Below are 25,614 nucleotides of genomic sequence, written 5' to 3'. Positions count from 1 at the left end.
GGTTCAGCCGGGTTTGTCGTGATCGGCGTCCGGCAGGTGATCGAGGACGGTCTCGGCGATCGTCGCGAGCACCTCGATCTGCTCCGGCGAGAGCAGGTCGATGAAGTGCCTGCGGACGGACGCCACATGGGCGGGCGCCGCCTCCTGGATGGCCCGCAGACCTCCCTCGGTCAGCACGACCACGGCGCCGCGCCCGTCCCCCTCGAAGCCCTCGCGCGTGACGAGCCCGCGCTGCTCCATCCGCGAGATGTGCCGCGAGAGGCGGCTCTTCGACCAGAGCATCCGGTCGGCCAGCCTGGTGAGCCGCCACCGGTGGTCGGGCGCGGAGGTCAGCGCGGACAGGACGTCGTAGTCGGGGGCCGACAGCCCTGAGTCGCGCGCGAGGTCGCGGCTGACCTGGGCGTCCAGCAGCAGGCGCATCCTGCGGTAGCCGATCCAGGCCCGGAACTCGGCGTCGTCCAGCCAGTTGGGCTCCATGTCCCCGGAGTTTAGTTGACGTGTAACCGACCTCAGATCTAGGTTTACATGTAAACCAATCTGGAGGAGGCACGTCGTGTTCGGACTGGGCATATCGACCTCGGCGGGGCCGGGGGCCGATCCTGTGGGGGACGCTCGCGCGGCCGAGGAGCTGGGCTTCGACTTCGTCTCGGCCTCGGACCATCCCTGCGGGAGCGAGCCGACGTACGAGCTGTGGACGATGCTGACCTGGGTGGCCGCCGCCACCTCGCGGATCAGGGTGGCGACGCGGGTGCTGGGGGTGCCGTACCGGCCGCCGGCGATGGTCGCCAAGATGGCCGAGACGCTGCACCGGCTCTCCGGCGGCCGGCTGATCCTCGGGCTCGGGGGCGGCTACTCCGACGAGGAGTTCCGCGCGTTCGGGCTGGGCGTGCCCACACCCCGCGAGAAGGTGGACGGCATGGTGGAGGCCATCCACGTCATCCGCGGCCTCTGGTCCGAATCGCACTTCACGTACGAAGGCTCTCGCTACCACACCGATCGGGCCACCATCGAGCCCAAGCCCCTCAGCCCCATCCCGATCTGGCTGGGCACGTACGGCCCACGCGCCCTCGACGCCACCGGACGGCTGGCCGACGGCTGGATCCCCTCCCTGGGGTTCGCGCCGCCGGAACGGGCGGTACCCATGAGGGAGCGCGTCCTGTCGGCCGGTCGCCCGGTCGAGTGCGTGTACAACGTCGCCTTCCGCATCGGCGCCGCCGCCGAGGGGGACGGGATGGTCGCGGGCTCGGCGTCGGAGGTGACCGGCCGCCTGGCGGAGTTCGTGGCCATGGGGTTCACGTCGATGAACTTCACGCCGGTCGGCCCCGACCCGCGCGCCCAGGCGGAGCGCCTGGCCGGGGAGGTGCTGCCCGCCCTCCGCGCGCTGACTTCCTGACCGGCGGCGGGACGCGCGGAAGACGATCCGGGCCTGCGGCGAAGGATGGGTGACAGTCCACCACTTCGTGAAGGCGCCTGATGACGGAGACGACAACGTGATCGCCGAAGCGGGCGAACAGCTGACCGACGCCGAGCTGGTCGCCCGGTACCGGCGGGACCCCGACCTGTTCACCATCGTGCACGATCGCCATTACCGCGACATCTACCTGTACGTCGCCGGTCGGCTGGACACGCAGATCGCCGAGGACATCACGGCCGAGACGTTCTTGCTGGCCTTCGACCAGCGCGACCGGTTCGACCCGGAACGCGGGGGTTTGCGGCCCTGGTTGTTCGGCCTGGCCACCAACCTGATCGCCAGGCACCGGCGCAAGGAGGTCCGCCACTACCGGGCGCTGGCCCGGCTGGGCCCGGAACCCGCCGTGGAAGGCCATGAGAACCGGGTCGTGGCCTCCGTCGCTGCCCAGCGCATGCAGCCCCACCTGGCCAGGGCGATCGCCGCGCTGTCCGGGGGCGAGCGCGACGTCCTGCTGCTCGTGGCCCTGGGCCAGCTCAGCTACGACGAGGTGGCCCAGGCGCTCGGCATCGCCGCCGGCACGGTCGGCTCCCGGCTCAGCCGGGCGCGCGCGAAGATCCACGCCCTCGTCGACAAGGAGACCGCTCATGGATGACCTGAACGAGCTCGCCACCCTGCTGGCCAAGCCCGAACCGGCCACCGAGGCGATCGCGCGCAGCAGGGGCCGCCTCCAGGACAGGATGCGCGGCCGTACGGCGCGGCGGCGGACCGGGTGGCTCGTGCCGTCGCTCGCCCTGGCCGCCGCCGCTGTCGTCACGGTGCTCGCCACGGGCGTGATCGCGCCTGCCGGCACACCGGCCTCGGGCAAGGACGTCCTGCTCATGGCCGCCGCCAGCGCCGAGCGGACGCCCGAGGGCGCCGGCCGGTACTGGCACGTCACCCGCGAGTACCGGGACGCCGACATCCCCTCACGGGAGAGCTGGACCACGCGGGACGGGCGTCGCTGGTCCAGGGGCCGGCCGGACGCCCCCGCGGGTGTCGTCGTGCCCGACCCGAACCCGCTCAGGCTCAAGGGGGCCGAGGTGAGCATCGAGGAGCTCGAAGGGCTGCCGACGGAGCCGGCCGCCCTGGTCGCCCGGATCGCCGCCCTTCCCGGGCTCGCCCGCGACATGACCTCCTCCGAGCAGCGTGGTGACCCGCTGTTCTCACTGGTCGCGCTGATCTCGGAGCTGCCGGCGCCGCCGGAGGTCCGGTCCGCGGCGTTCCGGGCACTCGCCGCGACACCCGGGGTCGAGAACGCGGGCGAGGTCGAGGACGGGCAGGAGCTGCGGTTCCCCAACCCCGACGGCGGCCCCGAGATCAGGACGGTCGTCGACCCTGCGAGCGCCCGGGTGATCCGGACCAACTACCTCTACGGCGGCGACGGGGGAGTGGCGTGGGGCCCGAGCTTCGTCTGGGTCACCGCAGGCTGGACCGATCAGCCTCCGCGCTGACGTGTGGGCGGCTGCTGGGCGGGTTGATCGGCCTCTGCGATGACGTGGGGTGGGCGCCGGTCGGGTGGGGCGGGCTTCGGGAGGGGGTGGAGTTCGCTGGTTTTCCACAGAACGCGGTTCGGCTCTGCGGGGGCCTGGGGAAGGCCGTCACCCTGGGCCCGTGAACGGCTCACTCTCGTTGCTCGGCCGCGCCGAGCGCATCACCCGGTCCTGCCGGCAGGCCGTCGCCTGCCGGCAGACGGCCGCACATGTCTGGGGCCTGAGCGTGCTCTCCGTCCCGGAGGCCGACTGGCCGGTGGAGGTGATCGCCCCCGCTCACCTGGCGATCCCCGGCTGCGTCACGTACGTGGGCGAGCTGCCCACCGACGACGTCACCGACCATCGGGGCGTCCGGCTCACCACCATGGCGCGCACGGCCCTCGACTGCGCCCGGTCGCTGCCGCGTCCGGAGGCCGTGGCGGCGCTCGACCAGTTCGCCCGGCTGGGGGTCGACATGGAGGCCCTGTGGCGTCGTCCGCTCAACTCCTGGCGGCTGCGCGACACGTTGAGCCTGGCCGACGCGGGTGCCGCCTCGCCCCGGGAGAGCTGGCTGCGGGTCATCCTCGTCGACGGCGGCCTCCCACGGCCCACGACGCAGCTCGCCGTGGACCTGGGCGGCGGCAGGCGGGCCTACCTCGACCTGGGGTGGGAGCCGTACAAGGTGGGGGTCGAGTACGACGGCCGGGAGCACCACACCTCGCCGGAGGACCGGCGGCGCGACGACGACCGCCGCGCCGAGCTGCGGCGGCTCGGCTGGCGCATGATCGCCGTACGCCGCGACGTCATCCCCGGCCAGATCGCCGGCCTTCTCCGCCACGTCGCCGACGCGCTGATCCAGCAAGGCTGGCAACCGGGCCCGGAGGGCACTGTCCACGTCCTCCGCCAGATCCGCGCGGCCCGCCGCAGGATCCACCGCCATCCCCGGCACCGGCGCTTCTCGTGAGGGCGTTCCCGGCGCCCTCGGGAGGGTCAGGCGATCGTGACCGGCAACTCCTTGATGCCGTTGATGAAGTTCGAGCGCAGGCGGCGGGCCGGGCCGGCCTGGCGGATGCGCGGGCGGCGCCTGGCCAGTTGCTCGAACAGCACGCGCAGCTCCAGCTTGGCGAGGTGGTTGCCGAGGCAGAAGTGCGCGCCGCCGCCGCCGAACCCGATGTGCGTGTTGGGCGTGCGCCCGATGTCGAAGACCTCCGGGTCCGGGAAGACGGAGGCGTCTCGGTTGGCGGAGGAGTAGAAGACCACGACCTTGTCGCCGTCCTTGACGGGCTGCCCGCCGAGCACCTGGTCGGCCATGGAGGTGCGCCGGAAGAGGTTGACCGGCGACACCCACCGGACGATCTCGTCGGCCGCCGTCCTGGCCAGCGTGGGGTCGGCGACCAGGCGGTCCCACTGGTCGGGGTGGTCGAAGAGGGCCAGCATGCCGCCGGAGGCCGCGTTGCGGGTGGTCTCGTTGCCCGCGACGATCAGCAGCAGGACGAAGAGGTCGAACTCGTCCTCGCTGAGGTTCTCGCCCTTCTCGTCGGGCTGGAGGAGCTTGGTGATGATGTCGTCCTTGGGGCTGGCTCTGCGCTGCGCCGCGAGCTCGTTGGCGTAGGCGTACACCTCCATGGCCGCGCCGGAGCCCTCCTCGGGCGTCGCGGCGTAGTCGGGGTCCTGGGCGCCGATCATGCGGTTCGACCAGGAGAACAGCTTGTCGCGGTCGGTCGCGGGGGCGCCGAGCAGCTCGCAGATCACGTACAGGGGGAGGGGGGCGGAGACCTCGGTGACGAAGTCCACCTCGCCGGAGCACTTGTCGAGGAGGTCGTCGCAGATGTCGCGGATGTGCTGTTCGAGGGCGCCGATCGTCCGGGGGGTGAAGCCGCGGTTGACCAGCGAACGCCGCCTGGTGTGCTCGGGCGGGTCCTGGTTGAGCATCATCAGCCGCTGGAGGGCGATCTGGTCCTCGGGCATCTCGTCGAAGAGGGCGAGCTTCTTGGCCGAGGAGAACAGCTCGGAGTGGCGGGACACGTGCACGACGTCCTCGTAGCGGGTGACCGCCCAGAACCCGGGCTCGCCCTCGTGCCAGTGGACGGGGGAGTTGGCGCGGAGCCAGGCGAGCTGTTCGTGGGGTGGGCCGGAAGTCGCGTAACGGTCCCTGTCGACGAGGTCGATATGCACGCGCGGTCACCTCTTGATCAAGCGCTTGTTTTATATGTACTGAAACGTGTTCTATTACGCCACTGTACGCCCGTCAAGTAGCCCCGGTCCGGCCCAGAGCTTCCGTCCGACCGGACAGCCCGATGTAACCCCGCAGAACGCCACCTCTGACCGCCGTCCTCTCGCCCGTCCTCCGGGGGGCGGGCGGTCAGGGGTGGGGTGGTCGGTGGCCCTGAGGTGGAGGGCGAGGCGCTCGCCGGCCGAACGCCTGCTCTACGCGCTGCAGGCCGTCGCACTCGGCTTCGCGTGCGCGGCGGCGCGGGCGCGTACGGGCACGTTGTGGATGGCGGTCGGCGTGCACATCGGCCACCTTCTGCTCCCGACGAGGCCCCTCCACTACGGCGTGCAATTCGTCATCCCGGCCTGCGCGCTCACCATCACCGGGCTGCTGCTGCTCCGGCCACGACGCAGGGGAGCGAGCGTGAAAAGGGGTGTCGCCCCGGGTGTAGGGCCCGCGGGCGCACGTGCGAGACGACCACGGCCGGTGCACAGGGCCCCCAGTCCCCGTTCCACGCCGAGCGGCGCACCTCTGAGGCACGTCCGATGTTTTCCAAGGCGAGGTGATCGGCAGAGAAGAGGAAGCCGTCGGAGCTGTGGGGGCTGGGTTGGGTGGTTTGCTTGGGGTTCGAGGTGTCGGTTCAGGTTACGGATCGGATGTATCCCGCAGGACGCCCTTGACATGCGCCGCCATCCCGCAGCAGCATCTGAGACACAGACATCCGATGAATGACTGAAGGGTGCGGTGTGAAGCTGCTGCGAGTGGGACCTGTCGGGCAGGAGCGGCCGGTGGTGATGGACGCCTCCGGCACCCTGCGCGACATCGGGGAGCCCGAGATCGACGGGGCTTTTCTCGCCTCCGGGGGAGTGGCGCGCGTGCGTGCCGCGCTGGAGCGTGGCGACCTGCCCGTCGTCGACGCCGCCGGGCTGCGGGTGGGCGCGCCGATCGCCCGTCCGGGCAAGGTGGTCTGCATCGGGCTGAACTACCGCGACCACGCCGCCGAGTCCGGCGCCGAGCCGCCCGCCGAGCCCGTGGTGTTCATGAAGGCCGCCAACACCGTGATCGGCGCGTACGACGAGGTGCTGGTGCCGCGCGGCAGCGTGAAGACCGACTGGGAGGTGGAGCTGGCGGTCGTCATCGGCAAGCAGGCCCGCTACCTCGACAGCCGGGAGGAGGCCCTCGACGTGATCGCCGGATACGCGATCTCCAACGACGTCTCCGAGCGTGAGTTCCAACTCGAACGCGGCGGTCAGTGGGACAAGGGCAAGTCGTGCGAGACGTTCAACCCGCTGGGCCCCTGGCTGGTGACGGCGGACGAAGTCGGCGACCCGCAGAGCCTGGGGCTGCGCCTCTGGGTGAACGGCGAGCAGCGCCAGGACGGCGCCACCAAGGACATGATCTTCGACGTGGCCGAGATCGTGCGCTATCTGAGCCGGTTCATGGTGCTCGAACCCGGTGACGTGATCAACACCGGCACCCCGGCCGGGGTCGCGATGGGCATCCCCGGACAGCCGTACCTGCGCGCCGGTGACGTGATGGAGCTGGAGATCGACGGGCTCGGCCGCCAGCGCCAGACGGTGGGGCAGGGCTGATGTCGTACAGAATCGTCGCGCTGGAGACGCACGACGTGCGCTTCCCCACCTCGCGCGAGCTGGACGGGTCGGACGCGATGAACCCCGACCCCGACTACTCCGCGGCGTACGTGGTGCTGAGGACCGACGACGGGGTCGAGGGGCACGGGTTCGCGTTCACCATCGGGCGCGGCAACGACGTGCAGACCGGGGCGATCCGGGCGCTTGAGTCGTACGTGCTCGGCCGGGACGTCGAAGACCTGGGCGTCCTGTACAAGGAGCTGGTCAACGACTCGCAGCTGCGGTGGCTGGGGCCGGAGAAGGGCGTCATGCACATGGCGATCTCCGCCGTGGTCAACGCCCTGTGGGATCTGAAGGCCAGGCGGGCGGGCAAGCCGGTGTGGCGGCTGCTGTCCGAGATGTCCCCCGAGGAGATCGTCGGGCTGATCGACTTCCGCTACCTGAGCGACGCGCTCACCCGGGACGAAGCCCTCCAGATCCTGAAAAACGCAGAAGAGGGGAAGGAAGAGCGGATCCAGCGGCTCATCGAGACCGGCTACCCCGCCTACACCACCTCTCCCGGCTGGCTCGGCTACGACGACGACAAGCTGCGACGCCTCTGCAAGGAGGCGCTCGACCAGGGCTTCGGCCAGATCAAGCTCAAGGTCGGCGCCGACCTCGACGACGACCTGCGCCGCTTCCGCGTGGCCCGCGAGGTCTGCGGCCCCGACTACCCGATCGCGATCGACGCCAACCAGCGCTGGGACGTCGCCTCGGCCATCGAGTGGGTCGGCGCGCTGAGCCCGTACCGGCCGCACTGGGTGGAGGAGCCGACCAGCCCCGACGACGTGCTCGGTCACGCCGCCATCGCCGAGGGCATCAGGCCGGTCCCGGTCGCCACCGGCGAGCACGTCCAGAACCGCATCGTCTTCAAGCAGCTCCTCCAGGCCGGCGCGATCTCCTTCCTGCAGATCGACGCGGCCAGGGTCGGCGGGGTCAACGAGAACCTGGCGATCCTGCTGCTCGCGGCCAAGTTCGGCGTGCCGGTCTGCCCGCACGCGGGCGGCGTCGGGCTGTGCGAGCTGGTGCAGCACCTGTCGATGTTCGACTACGTGGCCGTCACCGGCACGATGGACGGCCGCGTGATCGAGTACGTCGACCACCTCCACGAGCACTTCGTGCACCCGGTCGTCATCGACAACGGCCGCTACGCCGCCCCCATGGCGCCCGGCTTCAGCGCCGAGATGCACACGGCGTCGATCACCGCCCACACGTTCCCCGACGGCGAGGTCTGGAGGTCCGCGTCATGACGCTCAAGGCCATCGTGACCGGCGGCGGTTCGGGCATCGGCCTGGCCACCGCCACCCTGCTCGTGGCGCGCGGCATGAAGGTCGCCTGCCTCGACCTCGTCCCGCCCGGCGACCCGTTCGTCGGGATCAAGGCGGACGTGGCGGACGACGCGTCCGTGCGCGCGGCGGTGGCCGAGGCCGCCGAGCGGCTGGGCGGCATCGACATCCTGATCAACAACGCGGGCGTCGGCGCCCAGGGCACGGTCGAGGACAACCCGGACGAGGAGTGGCGGAAGGTCTTCGACGTCAACGTGTTCGGCATGGTGCGGGTGAGCCGGGCGGCGCTGCCGTACCTGCGCGAGTCGCGGCACGCGGCCATCGTCAACACCTGCTCGATCGCGGCCACCGCGGGGCTGCCGGACCGGGCGCTCTACAGCGCGACCAAGGGCGCGGTGTTGTCGCTGACCCTCGCCATGGCCGCCGACCACGTCCGCGAGGGCATCCGCGTCAACTGCGTCAACCCGGGCACCGCCGACACCCCGTGGGTGGGGCGGCTGCTCGACTCGGCCGACGATCCCGAGGCCGAACGAGCGGCGCTGAACGCCCGGCAGCCCATGGGCCGTCTGGTCAGCGCCGAGGAGGTCGCCGCGGCGATCGCCTATCTGGCGGGTCCCGAGGCCGCCTCGACCACCGGCACCGCGCTCGCGGTCGACGGCGGCATGCAGGGGCTGCGGCTCCGGCCAACCAACCAAGGAAGGTAACCCCCCATGAAGATCGGTCCGGTGGTCGCGAGCGCGGCCCTGCTGGCGGTCGTCGCCGCCTGTGGCTCCAGCGGCACGAGCGGCACCAGCGGTTCCACGGCGGAAGGGGGAGGCGGCGGCAAGGTGGGCATCGACCACCCGCGCGCCGACTCCGACTTCTGGAACTCCTACATCAAGTACGTCCCGCAGATGGCGACCGAGCTCAAGGTCGACCTGATGCCCGCCACGAACTCCCAGAACGACGTCTCCAAGCTGGTCAACAACGTGCAGGCGCTGGTCGGCCAGGGCGCCAAGGCGATCGTCATGGCCCCCCAGGACACCGGCGCCATCGCCAACACGCTCCAGCAGCTGGAGAACAAGAAGATCCCCGTGGTGACCGTGGACACCCGCCCCGACAAGGGCAAGGTCTACATGGTCGTACGCGCCGACAACCGCGCGTACGGCACCAAGGCGTGCGAGTTCCTCGGTGAGAAGCTCGGCGGCAAGGGCAAGGTCGTGCAGCTGGAGGGCGCGCTCAGCTCGATCAACGGCCGCGACCGGTCCGAGGCGTTCAACGAGTGCATGAAGAGCAAGTTCCCCGGCATCACGGTGTTCAGCGAGCCGACCGAGTGGGAGGGCAGCAAGGCGGCGTCCATGCTCCAGACCCGCCTGGAGCAGAACCCGGACATCAAGGGCATCTACATGCATGCCGGCGGTGTGCACCTGGCCCCGACGCTGCAGGTGCTCAAGCAGAAGAACCTGCTGGTCCCGCCGACCGACCCCAAGCACGTCTTCGTGGTCTCCAACGACGGCATCCCGCAGGAGTTCGAGGAGATCCGCAAGGGCAACATCGACGCCACGGTGTCGCAGCCGGCCGACCTCTACGCCCGGTACGCGATCTTCTACGCCAAGGCCGCGGTCGACGGCAAGACGTTCCAGCCGGGGCCGACCGACCACGGCAGCAACATCATCCAGCTCCCCAACGGCTTCGAGGACCAGCTCCCGGCGCCGCTGGTGACGAAGGACAACGTGGACGACCAGAACCTCTGGGGTAACCAGGTCAAGTGATGAAATATCACGTTGAAGCCCGAAATGTCGTCAAGCGTTTCGGCCCGACCACCGCGCTGAACGGCGCGGAGATCGCCATCGCCGAGGGCCAGACCCACGCCCTCGTCGGCCGGAACGGCGCGGGGAAGTCCACCCTCGTGTCGATCCTCACCGGGCTCCAGCGGCCGGACGAGGGCGAGGTGCTGTTCTCGGGAGAGACGGCGCCCGCCCTCGGCGACCGCGACGCCTGGCGGCGGCGCGTCGCCTGCGTGTACCAGAAGTCCACGATCATCCCGGCGCTGACGGTCGCGGAGAACCTGTTCGTCAACCGCCAGACCGAGCGCGGCCGGGTGATCAACTGGCGGACGCTGCGGGCCAAGGCGCGCGAGCTGCTGGACACGTACGAGGTGGACGTCGACCCGCGGGCGCTGGCCGGCGAGCTGAGCGTCGAGCAGCGGCAGCTCGTGGAGATCGCGCGGGCGCTGTCGTTCGGCGCGCGCTTCATCATCCTCGACGAGCCCACCGCCAGGCTCGACGGCCCGGCCATCGAGCGGCTGTTCACCCGCATGCGCTCGCTGCGCGAGCAGGGCGTCACGATGATGTACATCTCCCATCACCTGGACGAGGTGTACGAGATCTGCCAGAGCGTCACGGTCTTCCGCGACGCCCGGCACATCGTGACCCGGCCGGTCGAGGGCTTCCCGCACAACGAGCTGGTGGACGCGATGACCGGCGAGGCCACGGCCGCCTACCAGGCCCGGCAGCGCACGCCGGGCGAGGCGGTCGTGCTGGCGGGTGCGGGCCTGTCGTTGGCCGGCCGCTACCAGGACGTGGACATCGCGGTCAGGTCCGGCGAGGTCGTGGGCCTGGCCGGCTCGGCGAGCAGCGGCAAGGTCGGCCTGGCCGAGACCCTGGTCGGGCTGCGCAAACCGGACACGGGCACGGTCACGATCGACGGCGACCAGGTCAGGCCGGGCGACGTGCCCGCCGCCATGCGGGCCGGGCTCGGGTTCGTGCCCGAGGACCGGCATCACGAGGGTTTCGTCCCGATGTTGTCCGTGGGGGAGAACGCCACCCTGCCGATCGCCCACAAGCTGGGCCCCTACGGCATCGTCTCGCCCGCGCGGCGCCGGGCCAGGGCCGTCCAGATGATCGAGAGCCTGGACATCAAGACCGAGGGGCCCGACCAGCCCGTCGGCGACCTGTCCGGCGGGAACGCGCAGAAGGTCGTGTTCGCGCGGGCGCTCGTGGACGACCCGAGGGCCCTGGTCGTGATCAACCCGACCGCGGGCGTCGACGTCAAGGCCAAGCAGGCCCTGCTCGGCGCGGTCGAGGACGCGGTCGGCCGGGGCGCGGGGGCCGTCGTGGTCTCCGACGAGCTCGACGACCTGCGCATCTGCGACCGGGTGCTGGTGATGTTCCACGGCCGGGTCGTTAAGGACGTGCCGCGTGGCTGGACCGACCACGAGCTCGTGGCCGTGATGGAAGGCATACAAGAGTGACCACATTGACTGCTCCGGCCCCCCGGCTGCGGCTGGCCAGGTTCCGCGACCTGACCCTGGTGCCGGTGATCCTGCTCCTGCTCGTCGTGGGCGCGTTCCTCGACCCGACCTTCCTGACGGCGGGCAACCTGACGAACGTCCTGCAGCAGCAGGCGGCGATCTCGCTGCTCGTGCTGGCCGAGGCGATGATCCTGATCGCCGGGAAGTTCGACCTGTCGCTGGAGTCGACGGTCGGCAGCGCGCCCAGCATCGCCGTGATGCTGGTCGTCCCGGCGTCGGCGGGCGGGTTCGGCCTCGGGCTGCCCGGCTGGCTGGTGATCCCGCTGGCCCTGCTCGTGGGCGCGGCCATCGGGGCGTTCAACGGGTTCCTGATCATCAGGTTCCAGCTCTCGGCGTTCATCGTCACGCTGGCCATGCTGATCATCGTGGACGGCCTCCAGCAGGGGCTCACCCAGGGCAAGACGCTGTTCGAGCTGCCCGACTCGTTGCTCTATCTCGGCAGCGCCACCTGGCTCGGCCTGCCCGCCGCCATCTGGATCGCCGCGCTGCTGTTCGCCGCCGGGGTCTTCGGCCTGACCTACCTCAGGCTCGGCCGCGCCCTGTACGCCATCGGCGGCAACGCCGACGCCGCCCGCGCCGCCGGCATCCGGGTGGACCGCGTGCTGTTCGGCGTGTTCGTGCTCGGCGGCATCCTGGCCGCCACGGCCGGCATCCTGGAGACCGGACGCCTCGGCGGGATCGGCAACGAGATGGGCGACGGCTGGATCTTCATGGTCTTCGCCGCGGCCGTCATCGGCGGCGTCAGCATGGACGGCGGCAAGGGCACCGTCCTCGGCGCGCTGACCGGCGTGCTGGTGATCGGCCTGGTCCAGAACATCCTGACCCTCATCGGGGTCTCCGGCTTCTGGCAACCGGTGATCTACGGTGGCATCATTCTGATCGCACTGATCATCAGCAGGATCGCCGGCGGAAAGGCGCAGGACTGATGGAACGCCTCGCCCTCCGCACCAGGCTCAAGGCCGGGTGCGAGGAGATCTACGACAGGGAGCACGCCGAGATCCCGGCCGCTCTGGAGTCCGCCATGCGCGCGGGCGGCGTGATCTCGTGGCGCATCTGGCGCGACGGCCTTGACCTGTTCCACTTCGTGGAGGTCGAGGACTACGCCGCGCTGCAGGCCGCGCTCAAGGACGACCCCGCCGACCAGGCCTGGCAGCGTCAGATGAACCGCCTGCTCGACGGCGACTTCGACAAGTCGGCGGGCGGTTTGCGGCCGGTCTGGGAGATGACGTGATCGACCTGCCCCGCGTCGGCTTCGGCGGCGCCCCGATCGGCAACCTGTACCAGGCGGTCTCCGGCGAGCAGGCGCGCGCCACGGTCGACGCGGCCTGGGACAGCGGCGTGCGGCTCTACGACACCGCGCCGCACTACGGGCTCGGGCTGTCCGAGCGCCGCCTGGGCGCCGCGCTCGCCGAGCGGTCGGGCTACGTCCTGTCCACGAAGGTGGGCCGGCTGGTGGTGCCCTCGCAGGTCCGCGAGGACGACGAGATCTTCGACGTCCCCGTCGGGCTGGGCCGCGCATGGGACTTCTCGGCCGACGGGGTGCGCGACTCCCTGGAGGACTCCCTCGCCCGGCTCGGCCTGCCCGAGATCGACATCGCGCTCATCCACGACCCCGACGACCACGTGGAGCAGGCGCTCGCCGAGGCGTACCCGGCGCTGGCCGAGCTGCGGGAACAGGGCGTGGTGAAGGCGATCGGCGTCGGCATGAACCAGTGGCGGGCGCCGCTGCGGTTCGTCCGGGAGACCGGGATCGACGTCGTCATGCTCGCCGGCCGCTACACGCTGCTCGACCAGTCGGGGCTGCCGCTGCTGGAGGAGTGCGCCGAACGCGGCGTCAGGGTGCTGGCGGCCGGGGTCTTCAACAGCGGCCTGCTGGCCACGCCGACGCCGTCGGGCACCTTCGACTACGCGCCCGCGCCGGCGCCGCTGCTCGACCGGGCCGTCCGGATCGCCAAGACCTGCGAGCGCCACGGCGTCACCCTGCCGCAGGCGGCCATGGCCTTCCCGCTGCGGCATCCGGCGGTCGCCTCGATCGTCCTGGGCGCCCGCGCGCCCGAGGAGGTGCTGGCCAACGCCACCCTGTGGTCCCGCCCGGTCCCCGAGGACCTGTGGCTGGAACTGGCCGACGAGGGCCTGCTGACGGCCTGACCGCGACGCCGGCGGCGTCAGGAGGGGATGAACAGCCAGGACCTGGACGTGCCGGGCTCGTAGCGGGAGTCCAGGCGTTTGGCGACCACGCCGGGCAGGCCCTGCTCGCGCGCCGCCTGCCGCACCGGACCGGCCTCGCCGGGCCACGAGGGCGCGGTCTGCCAGCGCGGACCGGCCAGCTCCAGCGCCTCCAGGGCGGCCCGCCGGTCGGCGAACGGCTCGTCCAGCAGGGAACGGCCCTCGTCGTACAGCAGGTCGTGGACGACCAGGATCTCGGTCCCGCCCAGCGTGACCACCTCGCCGTCCAGCACCGCCGCCCGGCTGCCGAACGACTCGGCCAGCGGACGCAGCCAGGGGTGCTCGCGGGCGGCCGTCGTGCGCCCGCCGTCGATGGGGACCAGGAGCCGGCGTCCGCGCCAGGCGAACTCGAAGGCGTAGGCGGCGGCGTCCCTGGGCGGCCGGACGCGCTCGGTGGGCAGCATGGGCTCCACGTCGGGGAACGGGTCGCGGACGGGGGCGTCCATGCGGTGGATCATCCAGTTCTTGCCCCGCGTCCGGAACAGCACGAACCGGCCGGAGGCCCGCCTGCCGTGCAGGACGAACTTGACCTCCCGGTCGGACCACTTCTCGGTCTCGTACGTGCCGGTGTCCCAGACGGTCATCGTGCCGCCGCCGTACTCGCCCTGGGGGATCTCGCCGTGGAAGGTGAGGTACTCCATCGGGTGGTCCTCGGTGTGCACGGCCAGGTGGTTGGTGCCGGGGTCGGCGGGCAGGCCCTTGGGGACCGCCCAGGAGGCCAGCACGCCGTCGTGTTCCAGCCGCAGGTCCCAGTGCAGGGACCGGGCGTGGTGCTCCTGGATGACGAACGCGGCGCCGCCACCGTCCTCGGGGGAGGTGGCGGGCACGGGCTCGGGGGTCCGGCTGGGGTCGCGTTTGCTGCGGTATCGCTCCAGTTTGTCGGGCACGACACGGGTACTACCCGGGGAGCGGTCCGGCGTGCCGATCAGTCGAGCGCTTTGCGCAGCCACGCCTCCACGCCCGCGACGTGCACGGTGGCCCAGGAGCGCGCCACGTCCGGCTGGCGGGCGGCGATGGCCTCGTAGATCGCGGTGTGCTGCTCGCGGGTCTTCGTCATCGCGCCCTCCTGGGTGAGGCCGCGCCACACCCGGGCCCGAGTGGTCGGACCTGACAGGCTCTCGATGAACGAACACAGCACGCTGTTGCCCGACCCGCGCGCGATGCGCTGATGGAACTCCAGGTCGTTGGCGACCAGCTCCTCGACCGTCGGCTCGGCGGGCAGCGAGTCGAGGATGAGCCGCAGCTCCTCGATGTCCGCCTCGCTCATCAGCTCGGTGGCCATGGCCGTCGCGGCCGGCTCAAGGATGCGGCGGACCTCGAAGAACTGGATCACCGTGTCGTCGCGGTGCAGGTCGAGCACGAACGACATGGTGTCGAGCAGCAGGTGCGGCTCCAGGCTGGTGACGTACGTGCCGTCGCCCTGGCGTACGTCGAGCACGTTGATCAGGGCGAGCGCGCGGACGGCCTCGCGCAGCGAGTTGCGCGACAGGCCGAGCCGCTCGGCGAGGTCGGCCTCCTTCGGCAGGCGGTCGCCCGGAGTCAGCTCGCCGGAGAGGATCATCTGCTTGATCTTGTCGATGGCCGCGTCGGTGACCGCCACACTCTTCTCCCTAGACATCGGATGTCTAGGAGTCTAGAGCCTGGAAGCGTACGGGATCGACGTTCGGGACGCGGCGGATCAGACCCCGGGTCTCCAGCGTGCGCAGATGGGCCGCGGCCTCGCCGGCCGCCATGCCGCGCAGCACGGGGGCCAGGTCGTCCCAGGGCCGGTTCCAGGTCATCATCGCGGCGACCTCCCAGATGGTCAGCGGTCGCGACCGCTCGGCCAGGAGGGTGCGCAACCGGATCAGCTTCTCCTCGTGATGGTGGCGGATCTCGGCGGCGCGTGCGGCAACATCAGGAAATATCCACTCATGTGCGGGCAAAGCATCCAGGGGGCCCAGCTCGCCGACCCGGTCGAGCGAGTCCATGAAGTCGCCCAGCGGATCGACGTCGTCCCGGTCGTAGGGATAGATCCCGATGTGCGGGGTGATGTCGGGAAGGACGTGGTCGCCGGTGAACAGCCGGTCGGCGTCCTCCAGGTGCAGGCAGATGTGGCCCGGCGTGTGACCGGGGGTGTGCACGGCCCGCAGCTTGCGGCCCGGCAGGTCCACCAGGTCGCCGTCGCGCAGCTCGCGGTCGGGCAGCGCGGGCGGCGTCGGCCGGGCGCCCATCGCCTCGCGCGCCTCGGCGGGATCGGCCCCGGCCCGCCGGAGCATGTCGGACTGGAAGCTCGCGTGCTCCTCCGCGGCGAGCCCGTGCATGAGCCGGACCAGCGCCGCGTCCGCCTCGTGCATCGCGATCCAGGCCCCGGACGCCTCCTTGACCTGCCCGGCGAGCCCGGCGTGATCGGGATGGAAGTGGGTGACGACCACACCGCTGACGGCCGCGACGTCGAGCCCGAGCTCGGCCAGGCCGCCGCTGAGCGCCTCCCAGGCGTCGGGATGGTTCCAGCCGGCGTCGACCAGCACCGGCCCGCGCGGCGACTCGACGGCGTAGACCAGCGTGTAGCCGAGAGGATTGCCCGGGATGGGCACCGGCACGCTCCACACCCCGCCGCCGAGCTCCTGCGGCCGCTGCTCCGAGTACGGCCTGCGCCTGGTCTTCCCCACCGGTTCCCCCGATCGAGCACGTGCGTTGAATGGTAGATCAGGCGATGCGTTCGAGGATCGTCGCCGTGGCCAGTGCGCCGCCCGCGCACATCGTGACCAGCGCGGTGTTGCCGTCGGAGCGTTCGAGCTCGTGCAGGGCGGAGGTGATGAGCCGGGCGCCGGTGGCCCCGACGGGATGGCCGAGCGCGATGGCCCCGCCGTTGACGTTGACCCGGTCGAAGTCGGGCTCGTGCGCGGCGGCCCACGAGAGCACCACGGACGCGAACGCCTCGTTCACCTCGAACCTGTCGATGTCGCCCATGGTCATCCCGGCCGCCGCCAGCACCTTCGCGGTCGCCTCCACGGGACCGTCGAGGTGATAGTACGGCTCGGCCCCGACGAGCGCCTGTGCCAGGATGCGCGCCCTGGGCCGCAGCCCCTGCCGGCGGGCCTCCTGCTCGCTCGTCACCAGCACGGCGGCCGCGCCGTCGGAGATCTGCGAGGACGTGCCGGCCGTGTGCAGGGCGCCCTCGGCGACCGGCTTGAGCCCGGCCAGGCTCTCCACCGTGGTCTCGCGTAACCCCTGGTCCCTGCGTACGGACTCGACGGGCACGATCTCCCGGTCGAACCGCCCGTCGGCCCACGCCTTGGCCGCCAGGCGCTGCGAGCGCGCGCCGAACCAGTCGAGCCGCTCCCTGGTCAGCCCCCGCCGCCGCGCGATCCGCTCGGCCGCGGTGAACTGGTCGGGCAGGTCGATGCTCCAGTCGTCGGGACGCGGCCGGGCGGGCCGCACGTTGCTGCCGAGCGGCGCCCTGCTCATGACCTCGACCCCGCACCCGATGCCCGCCTCGATGACGCCCGCCCTGATCAACGCCGCCGCCAGGTGCACGGCCTGCTGCGAGGAGCCGCACTGGGCGTCGATCGTGGTGACCCCCGTCTGGTAGGGGAGCCCGGCGTAGAGCCAGGAATGGCGGCCGACGTGACCGCCCTGCTCACCCGCCTGGGTGACGCATCCGGCGAACACCTGGCCGACGGCGGCCGGGTCGACGCCGGCGCGCTCGACCAGCCCGTTCAGCGCCGCGGCCAGGACCTGCTGCGGCTTGAGCCCCGACAGCCATCCCGCCTTCTTGCCGATGGGCGTGCGAACGGCCTCGACGATCACCGGTGTACCCACAGTCGCCTCCAGAACGTTGCTCTGGCCGCGACTGTAACGCGTTCTACTTTCCGGTGGAAGCCTCGCTTCCGGCGGGGATCTCGGCGCGCAGCCCGAAGGTGTCGAAAAGCTGCAGGTCGAAGAACATGGCGACGTGGTTGATGCCTTCGTCGCGCAGCGCCAGCACCATGATCGCGAAGGGGCGGTAGGTGTCGCCCTCGCGGAAGTAGACGGCGAACGCGGGCTGGCCGTTGGCGGCGACCGGAAGCAGCTTGAGGTCGTGGGGTCGGCTCGCGGGGCACTGGTTGGAGACCAGCTCGCCGATCGCGTCGGGGCCTTCGTACCAGCCCACGTAGGGCGGCATCTCCCAGATCGCGTCTTTGGTGAACAGCGAGACCAGCTCGTCGACGTCGTAGTTCTCGAACGCGGCGACGTAGCGGTCGAGCAGGTGGCGCTGCTCGGCCGACAGCGGCTCGACCGGGTCGTCGAGAGTCGGCGAGACCTCGCTGAGCTGCGCGCGGGCCCGCTGGAGGATGCTGTTGACGGCCGCCGTGGACAGGCCGACCGCCTCGGCCACCTCGGCCGCCCGCCACCTGAGCACGTCGCGCAGGATCAGCACCGCGCGCTGCCGGGGCGGCAGGTGCTGCAGCGCGGCGACGAGCGCGAGCCTGATGCTCTCGCGCGAGGTCACGATCGAGGCCGGGTCGCCGCCCGCCTCGACCCCGGCCAGCGTGTCGGGCACCGGCTCCAGCCAGGGCACCTCGCCGTCCTGGACCAGCGGCGCGCTCGCCTCGGTGCTCGGGGCGCCGAGGCCGGTCGGCAGGGGCCGCCGGCCGCGGCTGTCGAGCGCGGTCAGGCAGGCGGTGGTGGCGATGCGGTAGAGCCACGTACGCAGTGACGACCGCCCCTCGAACCCGTCGTAACCCCGCCACGCGCGCAGATACGTCTCCTGCACGAGATCCTCGGCGTCGTGCACCGACCCCAGCATCCGGTAGCAGTGTGCGAACAGCTCGCGCCGCATCGGATCGGCCAGCCGGAGGAAGTCGTCGCTCGTCGGCTTGTCGCTCATGTCCCCTGTATAGCTCCCGCCACCGACAATTTCGGTGGCGGCCCCGGCCGGCTTTAGGGCATGACGGAGATGTCCGACAAGAGGCTAGATGTCGGACAGGAGGCGATTCGCGGCGGTCTCGATGCGCCGCTGGATCTGGTCGTACGTGCGCCGCCCCCGCAACATCTCCAGCAGCTCCTGCACCCACACGCTGGCCAGCGAGCCCGCGAGGTCGAGCTGCTCCTCGCCGGCCTGGTCGACCGTCAGCCCGTCGGCGGACACGCGCAGCAGCAGCCCCGTCATGCGGTCGCCGAACGGTGTCTGGACCTCGGCCATGATCAGCGACCGGATCAGCGCGTCGGCCAGCTCCGGCTCGCGCATCAGCCCCCGGGTGGCCCGCATGAGCACGTCGACGGCCCGGCTGGCCGGCGTGGAGGCCCCGGGCGGGCGGCGCTCGATGCTGCTCTCCAGCAGGTCGATCTCCTCGCCCACGACCGCCACGACCAGGTCCATCTTGGACGGGAAGTAGCGGTAGAGCGTGCCCAGCGCCACGCCGGCGCGCTCGGCGACCGTGCGCATCTGCATGGCCTCGACGCCGCCGCGCGAGGCCAGCGCGGCGGCGGCCTGGACGATGCGCTTGCGGCGTTGGTGCTGGCTGCGGGTGCGGACACTGCGACCGCCCGCCGCGGCGCGGCCCTCGGCGGCCCCCTCGGTGTCGCTGGGGGGCGCGGAGAATGACCCGGGCGAGGTACGCATAAGAACACGTTATCTGATTTCTCGACAACGCGGCTTGTTACTCGCGAGTCACAAACAGGCCGTATCGGCCCATGTCTACGGCGTTACAGGACTAAGTCGGAACATGGGGAACAAGGCCGGCACTGGACAGATATTAGAATCTGTTCTAGTTTGCCATTCGGCTTACCTAGCGCTTGCTGGAGGCTCGATGATCGCGCAGACGCTGGCGGCCCTGCTCCTCGACCGGGCGCAGGACGACCGACCTGGGCTGATGTTCGAGGGCGCGGTGTGGTCGTGGCGCGAGCACGTCGCCCGCTGCCGGGCGGCGGCGGCCTGGCTGAGCGGGCGCGGCCGGGGCCTGCACGTGGGCGTGCTGGGGGAGAACGTCCCGGAACTGCTCTTCCTGCTCGGCGGCGCGGCGCTCGGCGGGCACGTGCTGGTCGCGCTGAATCCGACGCGCCCGGTGGACGAGCTGATCCGGGATGCCCGCGCCACCGACGTGGACCTCCTGCTCTGGGACGCCCCCTTCGCGGGCCTGGCCCGGCCGGTCGCCGAGGCGCTGGGTCTGGAGAGCCTGCCGCTGTCCACGGTGTCGTCCCTGGGGGAGGGCGAGGGCCGGGCCGCCGAGCCGGGGCCCGGCGACCTGGTGATGCTGATCTTCACGTCGGGCACCTCGGGTCGGCCCAGGGCCGTCCGGATCACGCAGCGCAAGCTGGCCCTGCCGGGGTTGAGCCTGGCGGCGCTGCTCACGCCCGAGGACGTCGTCTACTGCTCGATGCCGCTGTTCCACTCCGGGGCCCTGATGGCCGCCTACGCCCCGGCCGTGGCCTCGGGGGCGGCGCTGGCCGTGCGCAGGCGGTTCTCGGCCTCCGGCCTGCTGCCGGACGTACGGCGGCACGGCTGCACGTACCTGCACTACGTCGGCAAGGCGCTCTCCTACGTCCTGGCCACGCCCGAACGCCCGGACGACGCCGACAACCCCCTCAGGATCGCCTTCGGCAACGAGGGCAGCGCGGTCGCGACCAGGCGGTTCGGCGAACGGTTCGGCTGCCGGGTGATCGACGCCTTCGGCTCCACCGAGACGGCCATCTCCTTCACCCCCGACCCCGGCGGCCCGCCCGGCAGCCTCGGCAGGCTGGGCGCGGGCGTGGAGATCCTCGACCCCCTCACCGGACGCCCGTGCCCGCCCGCCCGCATCGAGGGCGGCCGCCTGCTCAACCCGGACGAGGCCGTCGGCGAGCTGGTCAACACCTCCGGCCCGGGCCTGTTCGAGGGCTACTACAACGACCCGGACGCGGACGCCGAACGCGTCAGGGACGGCGCGTTCTGGTCCGGCGACCTGGCCTACGCCGACCCCGCCGGGCACGTCTTCTTCGCCGGGCGCGGCACCGAACGCCTGCGCGTGGACGGCGAGAACCTGGCGGTCGCGCCGGTGGAGGCCGCCCTGCGGGAGTTCGGCGGCGTGGTGGAGGCGGCGGTCTACCCGGTGCCGGACGCGGCGGCCGGCGACCAGGTGATGGCGGCGCTGATCCTGGACGGCCCCTTCGACGCCGGGGCGTTCACCGCGTTCCTGGCAGGTCGGACCGACCTGGGCCCCAAGTCCTTACCCCGCTATATCCGGATTTGTAGTGAACTTCCGCTGACCCCTTCTCACAAGGTCATCAAGCGGATCCTGGCCAAGGAGGCGTGGCGGACCGGCGACCCCGTCTGGTGGCGGTCCCCGGCCGGGCTGCGCCCCCTGACCGGCGCGGACGTCAAGGCGATCGAGGACGAGTTCGTCGAGCACGGCAGGCACCACCTCTTGGAGAGCTGATGGATTTCAACCTGGACGAGACCCAGCAGGACCTGAAAAAGCTGACCGCCGAAGTTCTGACCAGGGAGGAGGCCACCGCCGGGGAAGGGACCGGAGCCGCCGGGAAGGAGGGCGGCGCGACGGCCGGGGACGGGCTGTGGCGGGCCGGGCTCATGAGCGTGTGCGCGTCCGAGGAGGCGGGCGGCGCCGGGCTCGGACCGGTCGAGATGGCCGTGGTGCTGCGCGAGGTCGGGGCGCGGGCGGCGGCCGTACCGGCGTTGCCCGTCCTGGTGAGCACGCTGGCGCTGGCCCGTCACGGCAGCCCTGACCAGCGGCGACGGGTCACGCGTGGCACGCTGGCCCGCCGCGAGCCCGGCCGGGCCCCGGCCGATCCGCCCGAGACGGTCGCCCGCCGCGAGGGTGACGGCTGGTCGCTGACCGGGCGGAAGGTCTCGGTGCCGTACCCGGCGGACGACGTCCTGGTCACCGCGGACGAGGGGCTGTTCCTGGTGGCGTCGCCGTCCGCGAGCCCGGAGTTCACCTCGACCGGCGAGCCGGCCGCCACGGTCCTGCTGGACGGCACGCCCGCCGAGCGGGTGGCCGGGCCCGAGGCCGCCGCCGACGCCGGGCGGCTGTTCACCGTGGCCGTCGCCGCGCAGGCGAGCGGCGTCCTGGCCGGGGCGCTCGACCTGACCACCGCCTACATCAGGACCAGGCGGCAGTTCGGCCGGGCGCTGGCCGAGTTCCAGGCCGTGACCATGCAGATCGCCGACGTCTACATCGCGGGACGGGCCCTCGACGTCGCCATGTGGTCGGCCGCCTGGCGGCTGGGCGAGGGGCTGCCCGCCGACGAGGACGTGGCGCTGGCCGCGTTCCACGTCTGCGAGGCAGTCAAGGCCCTCTACACCTGCCAGCACCTGCACGGCGGCCTCGGGCTGGACGTCACCTACCCGCTGCACCGCTACTTCGCGCAGGCCAAGCACCTGTCCCACCTGCTCGGCGGCGCCGACGCCCAGCTCGACCTGATCGGAGCCCTCGTCTGATGCTGATCGACCTGACCCCCGAGCAGCGCGCGCTCCGCGACGAGCTGCGCGAGTACTTCCGCGGCTGCCTGACCGCCGAGGACCGCGCCAAGATCGCCGACGATCCGTTCGGCGAGGCGTACATGGAGCACTGCCGCCGGCTCGGCCGCGACGGCAAGCTCGGGCTGGGCTGGCCCAAGGAGTACGGCGGAGGCGGCTACGGCCCGCTGGAGCAGCAGATCTTCGCCAACGAGATCGCCCGCGCGGGCGTGCCGTACCCGATCATCACCGTGCAGACGGTGGGCCCGACGCTGATGCAGTACGGCACCCAGGAGCAGAAGGACCGCTTCCTGCCGCGCATCCTGGCCGGGGAGTGCCACTTCGCGATCGGCTACAGCGAGCCCGAGGCCGGCACCGACCTGGCCTCCCTGCGCACCACGGCGGTGCTCGACGGCGGCCACTACGTCGTCAACGGCCAGAAGATCTTCACCAGCGGTGCGCACTACGCCCAGTACATCTGGCTGGCGGCCCGGACGAACCCCGAGGCCAAGAAGCACAAGGGCATCACGATGATGATCGCCGCCACCGACGACCCCGGCTTCTCCTGGACCCCGATCGTCACCATGGACGGCCGCCACCACACGAACTCCACCTACTTCTCCGACGTCCGCGTCCCGGTGGACATGGTGGTCGGCGAGGTGGACCGCGGCTGGGACCTGATCGTCAACCAGCTCAACCACGAACGCGTCACCCTCGGCCCCGCCGGGAACCTCGGCCAGACCTACGACCGCTTCCTCGCCTGGGCCAGGCACGCCGGGCTGACGGACAACCCGGACGTACGCCGCGCCCTCGCCCGGGTGCGGGCCGCCTTCCGTACGAACGAGCTGCTGAACTGGCAGGTGGCGGCCAACATGGACCTCGGCTGGCTGGGCGCGCCCGACGCCTCGGCCACCAAGATCTACGGCTCCGAGCGCATGCAGGAGATCGGCCGGCTGGTCTGCGACGTCGTGTCCAGGTACGGCGACCCCTCGGACCCGGAGACGGCCGAGCTGGCCGAGCGCATGGACCACGGCGTCAAGGGCGCGGTGGTGCTGACGTTCGGCGGCGGGGTCAACGAGGTGCAGCGCGAGCTGATCGCGATGCTCGGCCTGAGCCTGCCGAGGCCGCCGCGATGACCGACCCGATGACCGACCCGATGGCCGCCGCGATGACCGACGCCGAGTTGCGCGAGCTGGCCGGCAAGCAGGTGGCGATGGGGGAGCTGCGCGGCACCCCGGCCGCCGACCCGGTGAACGCGCCCATGATCCGCCACTGGCTGGAGGCCATGGGCGACGCCAACCCGCGCTACCTGGAGGAGGGGGTGGCCCCGCCCGCGATGGCCCAGGTGTGGACCATGCAGGGGCCCGGCTCGCGGGCCAAGGACCGCTCGCCGGTGGACGACCTGCTGGCCGCGCTCGACGCCGCGGGCTTCACCGGGGTCGTGGCGACCAACTGCGAGCAGACCTACCACCGGTACGCCGGGATCGGCGAGCTGCTGACGCCCGCCACCCGTTTCACGTCGTTGTCCGGCCCGAAGCGCACCGCCCTGGGTGAGGGCTACTTCGCCACCTGGAACGTCACCTGGTACGGCGACGACGACCGGCCCGTCGCCGAGATGCTCTTCCGGGTGCTGAAGTTCCGTCCCAAGGCTCCTGCCCCGCGCGCGCGGGAGCCGTACCCGCTGCGGCCCGCGGTCAACAGGGACACCGCGTTCTTCTGGGAGGGCGTGCGGGACGGCGAGCTGCGCGTCCAGAGCTGCGCGGACTGCGGCGAGCTGCGGCACCCGCCCGGCCCGATGTGCCCGGCCTGCCGTTCGGCGAACCGGTCGCACGTCGTCGTGAGCGGCCGCGGCACCCTGTACAGCTACGTCGTCCACCACCATCCGCCGGTGCCGGGGCGCGAGGTCCCGTTCGTGGTGGGTGTGGTGGAACTGCCGGAAGGAGTGCGGATCGTGGGCAACGTCGTGGACTGCCCGGCCGAGAAGGTGGAGGTCGGGATGGCCCTGCGGGTGACGTACCGGTCGATGGACGACGAGCTCGTCCTGCCGATGTGGACTCCGGAGGAGCCGTGACCCCCGCCACCGGCACGGCCCTGCCCGAGCTGACCGTCGACCTGACCCCGACGACGGTGATCGCCACGGCCCTGGCCACCAGGGACTTCACCCCCGTGCACCACGACACCGCCAAGGCCCGCGCCCAGGGCTCGAAGGACATCTTCCTCAACATCCTCACCACCATGGGCCTGGTGGAACGCTATGTCACCGACTGGACGGGCCCGGAGGCGGTCATCACGAGCATCAACGTCAGGCTGGGCGTCCCGGCGTACGCGGGGGACCGGCTGAGCTTCAGCGGCGTGATCGTCGAGCGCGACGGCGACCGGTACACCGCGCAGGTGCGCGGCCGGGTGAGCCTGGGCGACCACGCCACCGGCACCGTCACCTTCGTCCTGCCGGGGAGCGCGTGATGCCGGGCGGGCGCGCGGCGATCGCGGGCATCGGCGCCACCGAGTTCAGCAAGGACTCGGGCCGGTCGGAGCTGCGGCTGGCGGCCGAGGCCGTGCTCGCCGCCCTGGACGACGCCGGGGTGCCGCCGTCCGAGGTGGACGGCATGGTCACCTACACCCAGGACTCCAACCAGGAGATCGCCGTCGCCCGGGAGACCGGGGTCGGCGACCTCACCTTCTTCTCCCGCGTCGAGTACGGCGGCGGCGCGGCCTGCGGCACCGTCGCGCACGCGGCCATGGCCGTGGCCACCGGCATGGCCCGCACGGTGGTCTGCTACCGGGCCTTCAACGAGCGCTCCGGCCGCCGCTTCGGCCAGCCGAACGCCCGGCTGACCGGGGAGCCCACCTCCCAGGGCCTGGAGATGAGCTGGCACGTGCCGTACGGGCTGATGACCCCTGCCGCGTGGGTCGCCATGTTCGCGCGGCGGTACATGCACGAGTTCGGGGCGACGTCGGAGGACTTCGGACGGGTGGCGGTGGCCATGCGCCGGCACGCCGCCACGAACCCGGCCGCCTGGTTCCACGGGCGTCCGATCACGCTGGAGGAGCACCAGGCGTCCAGGTGGATCGTGGAGCCGCTGCACCTGCTCGACTGCTGCCAGGAGAGCGACGGCGCGGTGGCCCTGGTCGTGACGTCCGCCGAACGCGCCCACGACCTGCGCAGATCGCCCGCGGTGATCACGGCGGCGGCGCAGGGGGCGGGCGCGGGCCAGATGATGATGACGAGCTACTACCGGGACGACATGAGCGGCCTGCCGGAGATGTCCGTCGTCGGCCGCCAGTTGTGGGAGATGTCCGGGCTGTCCCCGCAGGACATCCAGACGGCCATCCTGTACGACCACTTCACCCCGTTCGTCCTGGCCCAGCTGGAGGAGCTGGGCTTCTGCGGGCGCGGCGAGGCCCCGGACTTCCTGCGGGACGGCGGCATCGAGCTGGACGGCCGCCTGCCCGTCAACCCGCACGGCGGGCAACTGGGCGAGGCGTACATCCACGGCATGAACGGCATCGCCGAGGCCGTCCGGCAGGTCCGCGGGACGGCCGCCAACCAGGTGGCCGGGGTGCGGAACGTCCTGGTCACGGCGGGGACCGGCGTGCCGACGAGCGGCCTGATCCTGTCGTCGACGTGA

The 25,614-nt window shown here is 71.7% G+C and carries 26 protein-coding genes; 18 read left to right on the top strand and 8 right to left on the bottom strand.

The features are described from left to right. Positions 1-3 precede the first annotated feature (3 nt). On the bottom strand, positions 4-477 hold the full coding sequence (locus AB0J97_RS06730) for a MarR family winged helix-turn-helix transcriptional regulator (protein WP_364085357.1): 474 nt from the start codon (positions 475-477) through the stop codon (positions 4-6). A gap of 76 nt (positions 478-553) precedes the next feature. Between AB0J97_RS06730 and AB0J97_RS06725 the strand changes: the two genes are divergently transcribed. From AB0J97_RS06725 to AB0J97_RS06710, 4 genes are all read left to right on the top strand, one after another. Beyond that, the gene (locus tag AB0J97_RS06725; RefSeq protein WP_364085355.1) at positions 554-1,393 is read left to right on the top strand and encodes an LLM class flavin-dependent oxidoreductase; all 840 of its coding nucleotides are present in this window, start codon (positions 554-556) and stop codon (positions 1,391-1,393) included. 97 nt (positions 1,394-1,490) lie between these two features. Beyond that, positions 1,491-2,063: an RNA polymerase sigma factor gene (locus AB0J97_RS06720; RefSeq protein ID WP_364085352.1), complete on the top strand. Its 573-nt coding sequence runs from the start codon at positions 1,491-1,493 to the stop codon at positions 2,061-2,063. Further along, the gene (locus AB0J97_RS06715; RefSeq protein WP_364085348.1) at positions 2,056-2,901 is read left to right on the top strand and encodes a CU044_5270 family protein; all 846 of its coding nucleotides are present in this window, start codon (positions 2,056-2,058) and stop codon (positions 2,899-2,901) included. The genes AB0J97_RS06720 and AB0J97_RS06715 overlap by 8 nt, the downstream gene beginning before the upstream one ends. A 160-nt stretch (positions 2,902-3,061) precedes the next feature. Beyond that, positions 3,062-3,883 (top strand): hypothetical protein, encoded by an 822-nt coding sequence (locus tag AB0J97_RS06710; protein WP_364085344.1) that lies wholly within the window; start codon positions 3,062-3,064, stop codon positions 3,881-3,883. A 26-nt stretch (positions 3,884-3,909) separates the two neighbouring features. Here AB0J97_RS06710 and AB0J97_RS06705 read toward each other — a convergent pair whose 3' ends face one another. Further along, on the bottom strand, positions 3,910-5,094 hold the full coding sequence (locus tag AB0J97_RS06705) for a cytochrome P450 (protein ID WP_357697417.1): 1,185 nt from the start codon (positions 5,092-5,094) through the stop codon (positions 3,910-3,912). 783 nt (positions 5,095-5,877) lie between these two features. On the opposite strand from AB0J97_RS06705, the gene AB0J97_RS06700 reads away from it, so the two are divergent. Genes AB0J97_RS06700 through AB0J97_RS06665 form a run of 8 tightly spaced genes read left to right on the top strand, consistent with a single transcriptional unit; the run spans position 5,878 to position 13,488 of the window. Then, on the top strand, positions 5,878-6,723 hold the full coding sequence (locus AB0J97_RS06700) for a fumarylacetoacetate hydrolase family protein (protein ID WP_357697421.1): 846 nt from the start codon (positions 5,878-5,880) through the stop codon (positions 6,721-6,723). Continuing rightward, positions 6,723-8,012 carry an L-fuconate dehydratase gene (locus tag AB0J97_RS06695; RefSeq protein ID WP_364085338.1) on the top strand — a complete coding sequence of 430 codons (1,290 nt, stop codon included), beginning with the start codon at positions 6,723-6,725 and terminating at the stop codon, positions 8,010-8,012. Before AB0J97_RS06700 ends, AB0J97_RS06695 begins: the two co-directional genes overlap by 1 nt. Continuing rightward, positions 8,009-8,752 carry an SDR family oxidoreductase gene (locus AB0J97_RS06690; RefSeq protein WP_357697424.1) on the top strand — a complete coding sequence of 248 codons (744 nt, stop codon included), beginning with the start codon at positions 8,009-8,011 and terminating at the stop codon, positions 8,750-8,752. Before AB0J97_RS06695 ends, AB0J97_RS06690 begins: the two co-directional genes overlap by 4 nt. 6 nt (positions 8,753-8,758) lie before the next feature. Further along, positions 8,759-9,799, top strand: coding sequence for a sugar ABC transporter substrate-binding protein (locus AB0J97_RS06685; protein WP_357697426.1), 1,041 nt, complete (start codon positions 8,759-8,761; stop codon positions 9,797-9,799). Beyond that, positions 9,799-11,280, top strand: a complete 1,482-nt coding sequence (locus AB0J97_RS06680; RefSeq protein WP_364085333.1) for a sugar ABC transporter ATP-binding protein — start codon at positions 9,799-9,801, stop codon at positions 11,278-11,280. The genes AB0J97_RS06685 and AB0J97_RS06680 overlap by 1 nt, the downstream gene beginning before the upstream one ends. Continuing rightward, positions 11,277-12,266, top strand: a complete 990-nt coding sequence (locus AB0J97_RS06675) for an ABC transporter permease (RefSeq protein WP_357697430.1) — start codon at positions 11,277-11,279, stop codon at positions 12,264-12,266. Before AB0J97_RS06680 ends, AB0J97_RS06675 begins: the two co-directional genes overlap by 4 nt. Next, complete coding sequence (locus tag AB0J97_RS06670; protein ID WP_364085330.1) at positions 12,266-12,571, top strand: L-rhamnose mutarotase; 306 nt, start codon at positions 12,266-12,268, stop codon at positions 12,569-12,571. Before AB0J97_RS06675 ends, AB0J97_RS06670 begins: the two co-directional genes overlap by 1 nt. Continuing rightward, positions 12,568-13,488: an aldo/keto reductase gene (locus AB0J97_RS06665; RefSeq protein ID WP_357697434.1), complete on the top strand. Its 921-nt coding sequence runs from the start codon at positions 12,568-12,570 to the stop codon at positions 13,486-13,488. The genes AB0J97_RS06670 and AB0J97_RS06665 overlap by 4 nt, the downstream gene beginning before the upstream one ends. A gap of 17 nt (positions 13,489-13,505) precedes the next feature. On the opposite strand, the gene AB0J97_RS06660 is transcribed toward AB0J97_RS06665, so the two are convergent. The 6 genes from AB0J97_RS06660 to AB0J97_RS06635 form a co-directional block, all read right to left on the bottom strand. Next, a complete protein-coding gene (locus AB0J97_RS06660) occupies positions 13,506-14,453 on the bottom strand; it encodes a DNA polymerase ligase N-terminal domain-containing protein (protein ID WP_364085327.1) in 948 nt (315 codons plus the stop codon). A 38-nt stretch (positions 14,454-14,491) separates the two neighbouring features. Then, the gene (locus tag AB0J97_RS06655; protein ID WP_357697438.1) at positions 14,492-15,166 is read right to left on the bottom strand and encodes a FadR/GntR family transcriptional regulator; all 675 of its coding nucleotides are present in this window, start codon (positions 15,164-15,166) and stop codon (positions 14,492-14,494) included. 25 nt (positions 15,167-15,191) lie between these two features. Then, positions 15,192-16,217: an MBL fold metallo-hydrolase gene (locus AB0J97_RS06650; RefSeq protein WP_364085323.1), complete on the bottom strand. Its 1,026-nt coding sequence runs from the start codon at positions 16,215-16,217 to the stop codon at positions 15,192-15,194. A 37-nt stretch (positions 16,218-16,254) separates the two neighbouring features. Beyond that, entirely contained in the window at positions 16,255-17,370 is a 1,116-nt protein-coding gene (locus AB0J97_RS06645) for a steroid 3-ketoacyl-CoA thiolase (protein ID WP_364085320.1), read from the bottom strand. Between the two features lie 43 nt (positions 17,371-17,413). Next, positions 17,414-18,418, bottom strand: a complete 1,005-nt coding sequence (locus AB0J97_RS06640; protein ID WP_357697444.1) for a sigma-70 family RNA polymerase sigma factor — start codon at positions 18,416-18,418, stop codon at positions 17,414-17,416. Positions 18,419-18,502: 84 nt separating this feature from the next. After that, positions 18,503-19,153: a TetR family transcriptional regulator gene (locus AB0J97_RS06635; protein ID WP_357697446.1), complete on the bottom strand. Its 651-nt coding sequence runs from the start codon at positions 19,151-19,153 to the stop codon at positions 18,503-18,505. Between the two features lie 187 nt (positions 19,154-19,340). Here AB0J97_RS06635 and AB0J97_RS06630 point away from each other — a divergent pair, with 187 nt between their 5' ends. From AB0J97_RS06630 to AB0J97_RS06605, 6 genes are read left to right on the top strand one after another with little or no spacing between them, the layout of a single operon-like run. Next, positions 19,341-20,945, top strand: coding sequence for an AMP-binding protein (locus AB0J97_RS06630; RefSeq protein WP_364085315.1), 1,605 nt, complete (start codon positions 19,341-19,343; stop codon positions 20,943-20,945). Beyond that, positions 20,945-21,967 carry an acyl-CoA dehydrogenase family protein gene (locus AB0J97_RS06625; protein ID WP_364085312.1) on the top strand — a complete coding sequence of 341 codons (1,023 nt, stop codon included), beginning with the start codon at positions 20,945-20,947 and terminating at the stop codon, positions 21,965-21,967. The genes AB0J97_RS06630 and AB0J97_RS06625 overlap by 1 nt, the downstream gene beginning before the upstream one ends. Beyond that, complete coding sequence (locus AB0J97_RS06620) at positions 21,967-23,121, top strand: acyl-CoA dehydrogenase family protein (RefSeq protein WP_357697452.1); 1,155 nt, start codon at positions 21,967-21,969, stop codon at positions 23,119-23,121. The genes AB0J97_RS06625 and AB0J97_RS06620 overlap by 1 nt, the downstream gene beginning before the upstream one ends. Next, positions 23,118-24,056, top strand: coding sequence for a bifunctional MaoC family dehydratase N-terminal/OB-fold nucleic acid binding domain-containing protein (locus AB0J97_RS06615; RefSeq protein ID WP_364085308.1), 939 nt, complete (start codon positions 23,118-23,120; stop codon positions 24,054-24,056). Before AB0J97_RS06620 ends, AB0J97_RS06615 begins: the two co-directional genes overlap by 4 nt. Next, positions 24,053-24,448, top strand: a complete 396-nt coding sequence (locus AB0J97_RS06610) for a MaoC/PaaZ C-terminal domain-containing protein (protein WP_364085305.1) — start codon at positions 24,053-24,055, stop codon at positions 24,446-24,448. The genes AB0J97_RS06615 and AB0J97_RS06610 overlap by 4 nt, the downstream gene beginning before the upstream one ends. Further along, positions 24,448-25,614, top strand: a complete 1,167-nt coding sequence (locus tag AB0J97_RS06605; RefSeq protein ID WP_364085302.1) for a lipid-transfer protein — start codon at positions 24,448-24,450, stop codon at positions 25,612-25,614. Before AB0J97_RS06610 ends, AB0J97_RS06605 begins: the two co-directional genes overlap by 1 nt.

The sequence above is a fragment of the Nonomuraea sp. NPDC049607 genome (genome assembly GCF_040675375.1).
GTDB lineage: Bacteria > Actinomycetota > Actinomycetes > Streptosporangiales > Streptosporangiaceae > Nonomuraea.
The sequence above is the reverse complement of the archived record's forward strand: the minus strand, read 5'-3'. Positions and strand labels throughout refer to the sequence as shown.

Bases quoted from the DNA above. Each gene is read 5' to 3' on its own strand.
- AB0J97_RS06730 (WP_364085357.1), bottom strand. From the start codon at position 477: ATGGAGCCCAACTGGCTGGACGACGCCGAGTTCCGGGCCTGGATCGGC.
- AB0J97_RS06715 (WP_364085348.1), top strand. From the start codon at position 2,056: ATGGATGACCTGAACGAGCTCGCCACCCTGCTGGCCAAGCCCGAACCG.
- AB0J97_RS06695 (WP_364085338.1), top strand. From the start codon at position 6,723: ATGTCGTACAGAATCGTCGCGCTGGAGACGCACGACGTGCGCTTCCCC.
- AB0J97_RS06690 (WP_357697424.1), top strand. From the start codon at position 8,009: ATGACGCTCAAGGCCATCGTGACCGGCGGCGGTTCGGGCATCGGCCTG.
- AB0J97_RS06685 (WP_357697426.1), top strand. From the start codon at position 8,759: ATGAAGATCGGTCCGGTGGTCGCGAGCGCGGCCCTGCTGGCGGTCGTC.
- AB0J97_RS06680 (WP_364085333.1), top strand. From the start codon at position 9,799: ATGAAATATCACGTTGAAGCCCGAAATGTCGTCAAGCGTTTCGGCCCG.
- AB0J97_RS06670 (WP_364085330.1), top strand. From the start codon at position 12,266: ATGGAACGCCTCGCCCTCCGCACCAGGCTCAAGGCCGGGTGCGAGGAG.
- AB0J97_RS06640 (WP_357697444.1), bottom strand. From the start codon at position 18,418: ATGAGCGACAAGCCGACGAGCGACGACTTCCTCCGGCTGGCCGATCCG.
- AB0J97_RS06635 (WP_357697446.1), bottom strand. From the start codon at position 19,153: ATGCGTACCTCGCCCGGGTCATTCTCCGCGCCCCCCAGCGACACCGAG.
- AB0J97_RS06630 (WP_364085315.1), top strand. From the start codon at position 19,341: ATGATCGCGCAGACGCTGGCGGCCCTGCTCCTCGACCGGGCGCAGGAC.
- AB0J97_RS06625 (WP_364085312.1), top strand. From the start codon at position 20,945: ATGGATTTCAACCTGGACGAGACCCAGCAGGACCTGAAAAAGCTGACC.
- AB0J97_RS06620 (WP_357697452.1), top strand. From the start codon at position 21,967: ATGCTGATCGACCTGACCCCCGAGCAGCGCGCGCTCCGCGACGAGCTG.
- AB0J97_RS06615 (WP_364085308.1), top strand. From the start codon at position 23,118: ATGACCGACCCGATGACCGACCCGATGGCCGCCGCGATGACCGACGCC.
- AB0J97_RS06605 (WP_364085302.1), top strand. From the start codon at position 24,448: ATGCCGGGCGGGCGCGCGGCGATCGCGGGCATCGGCGCCACCGAGTTC.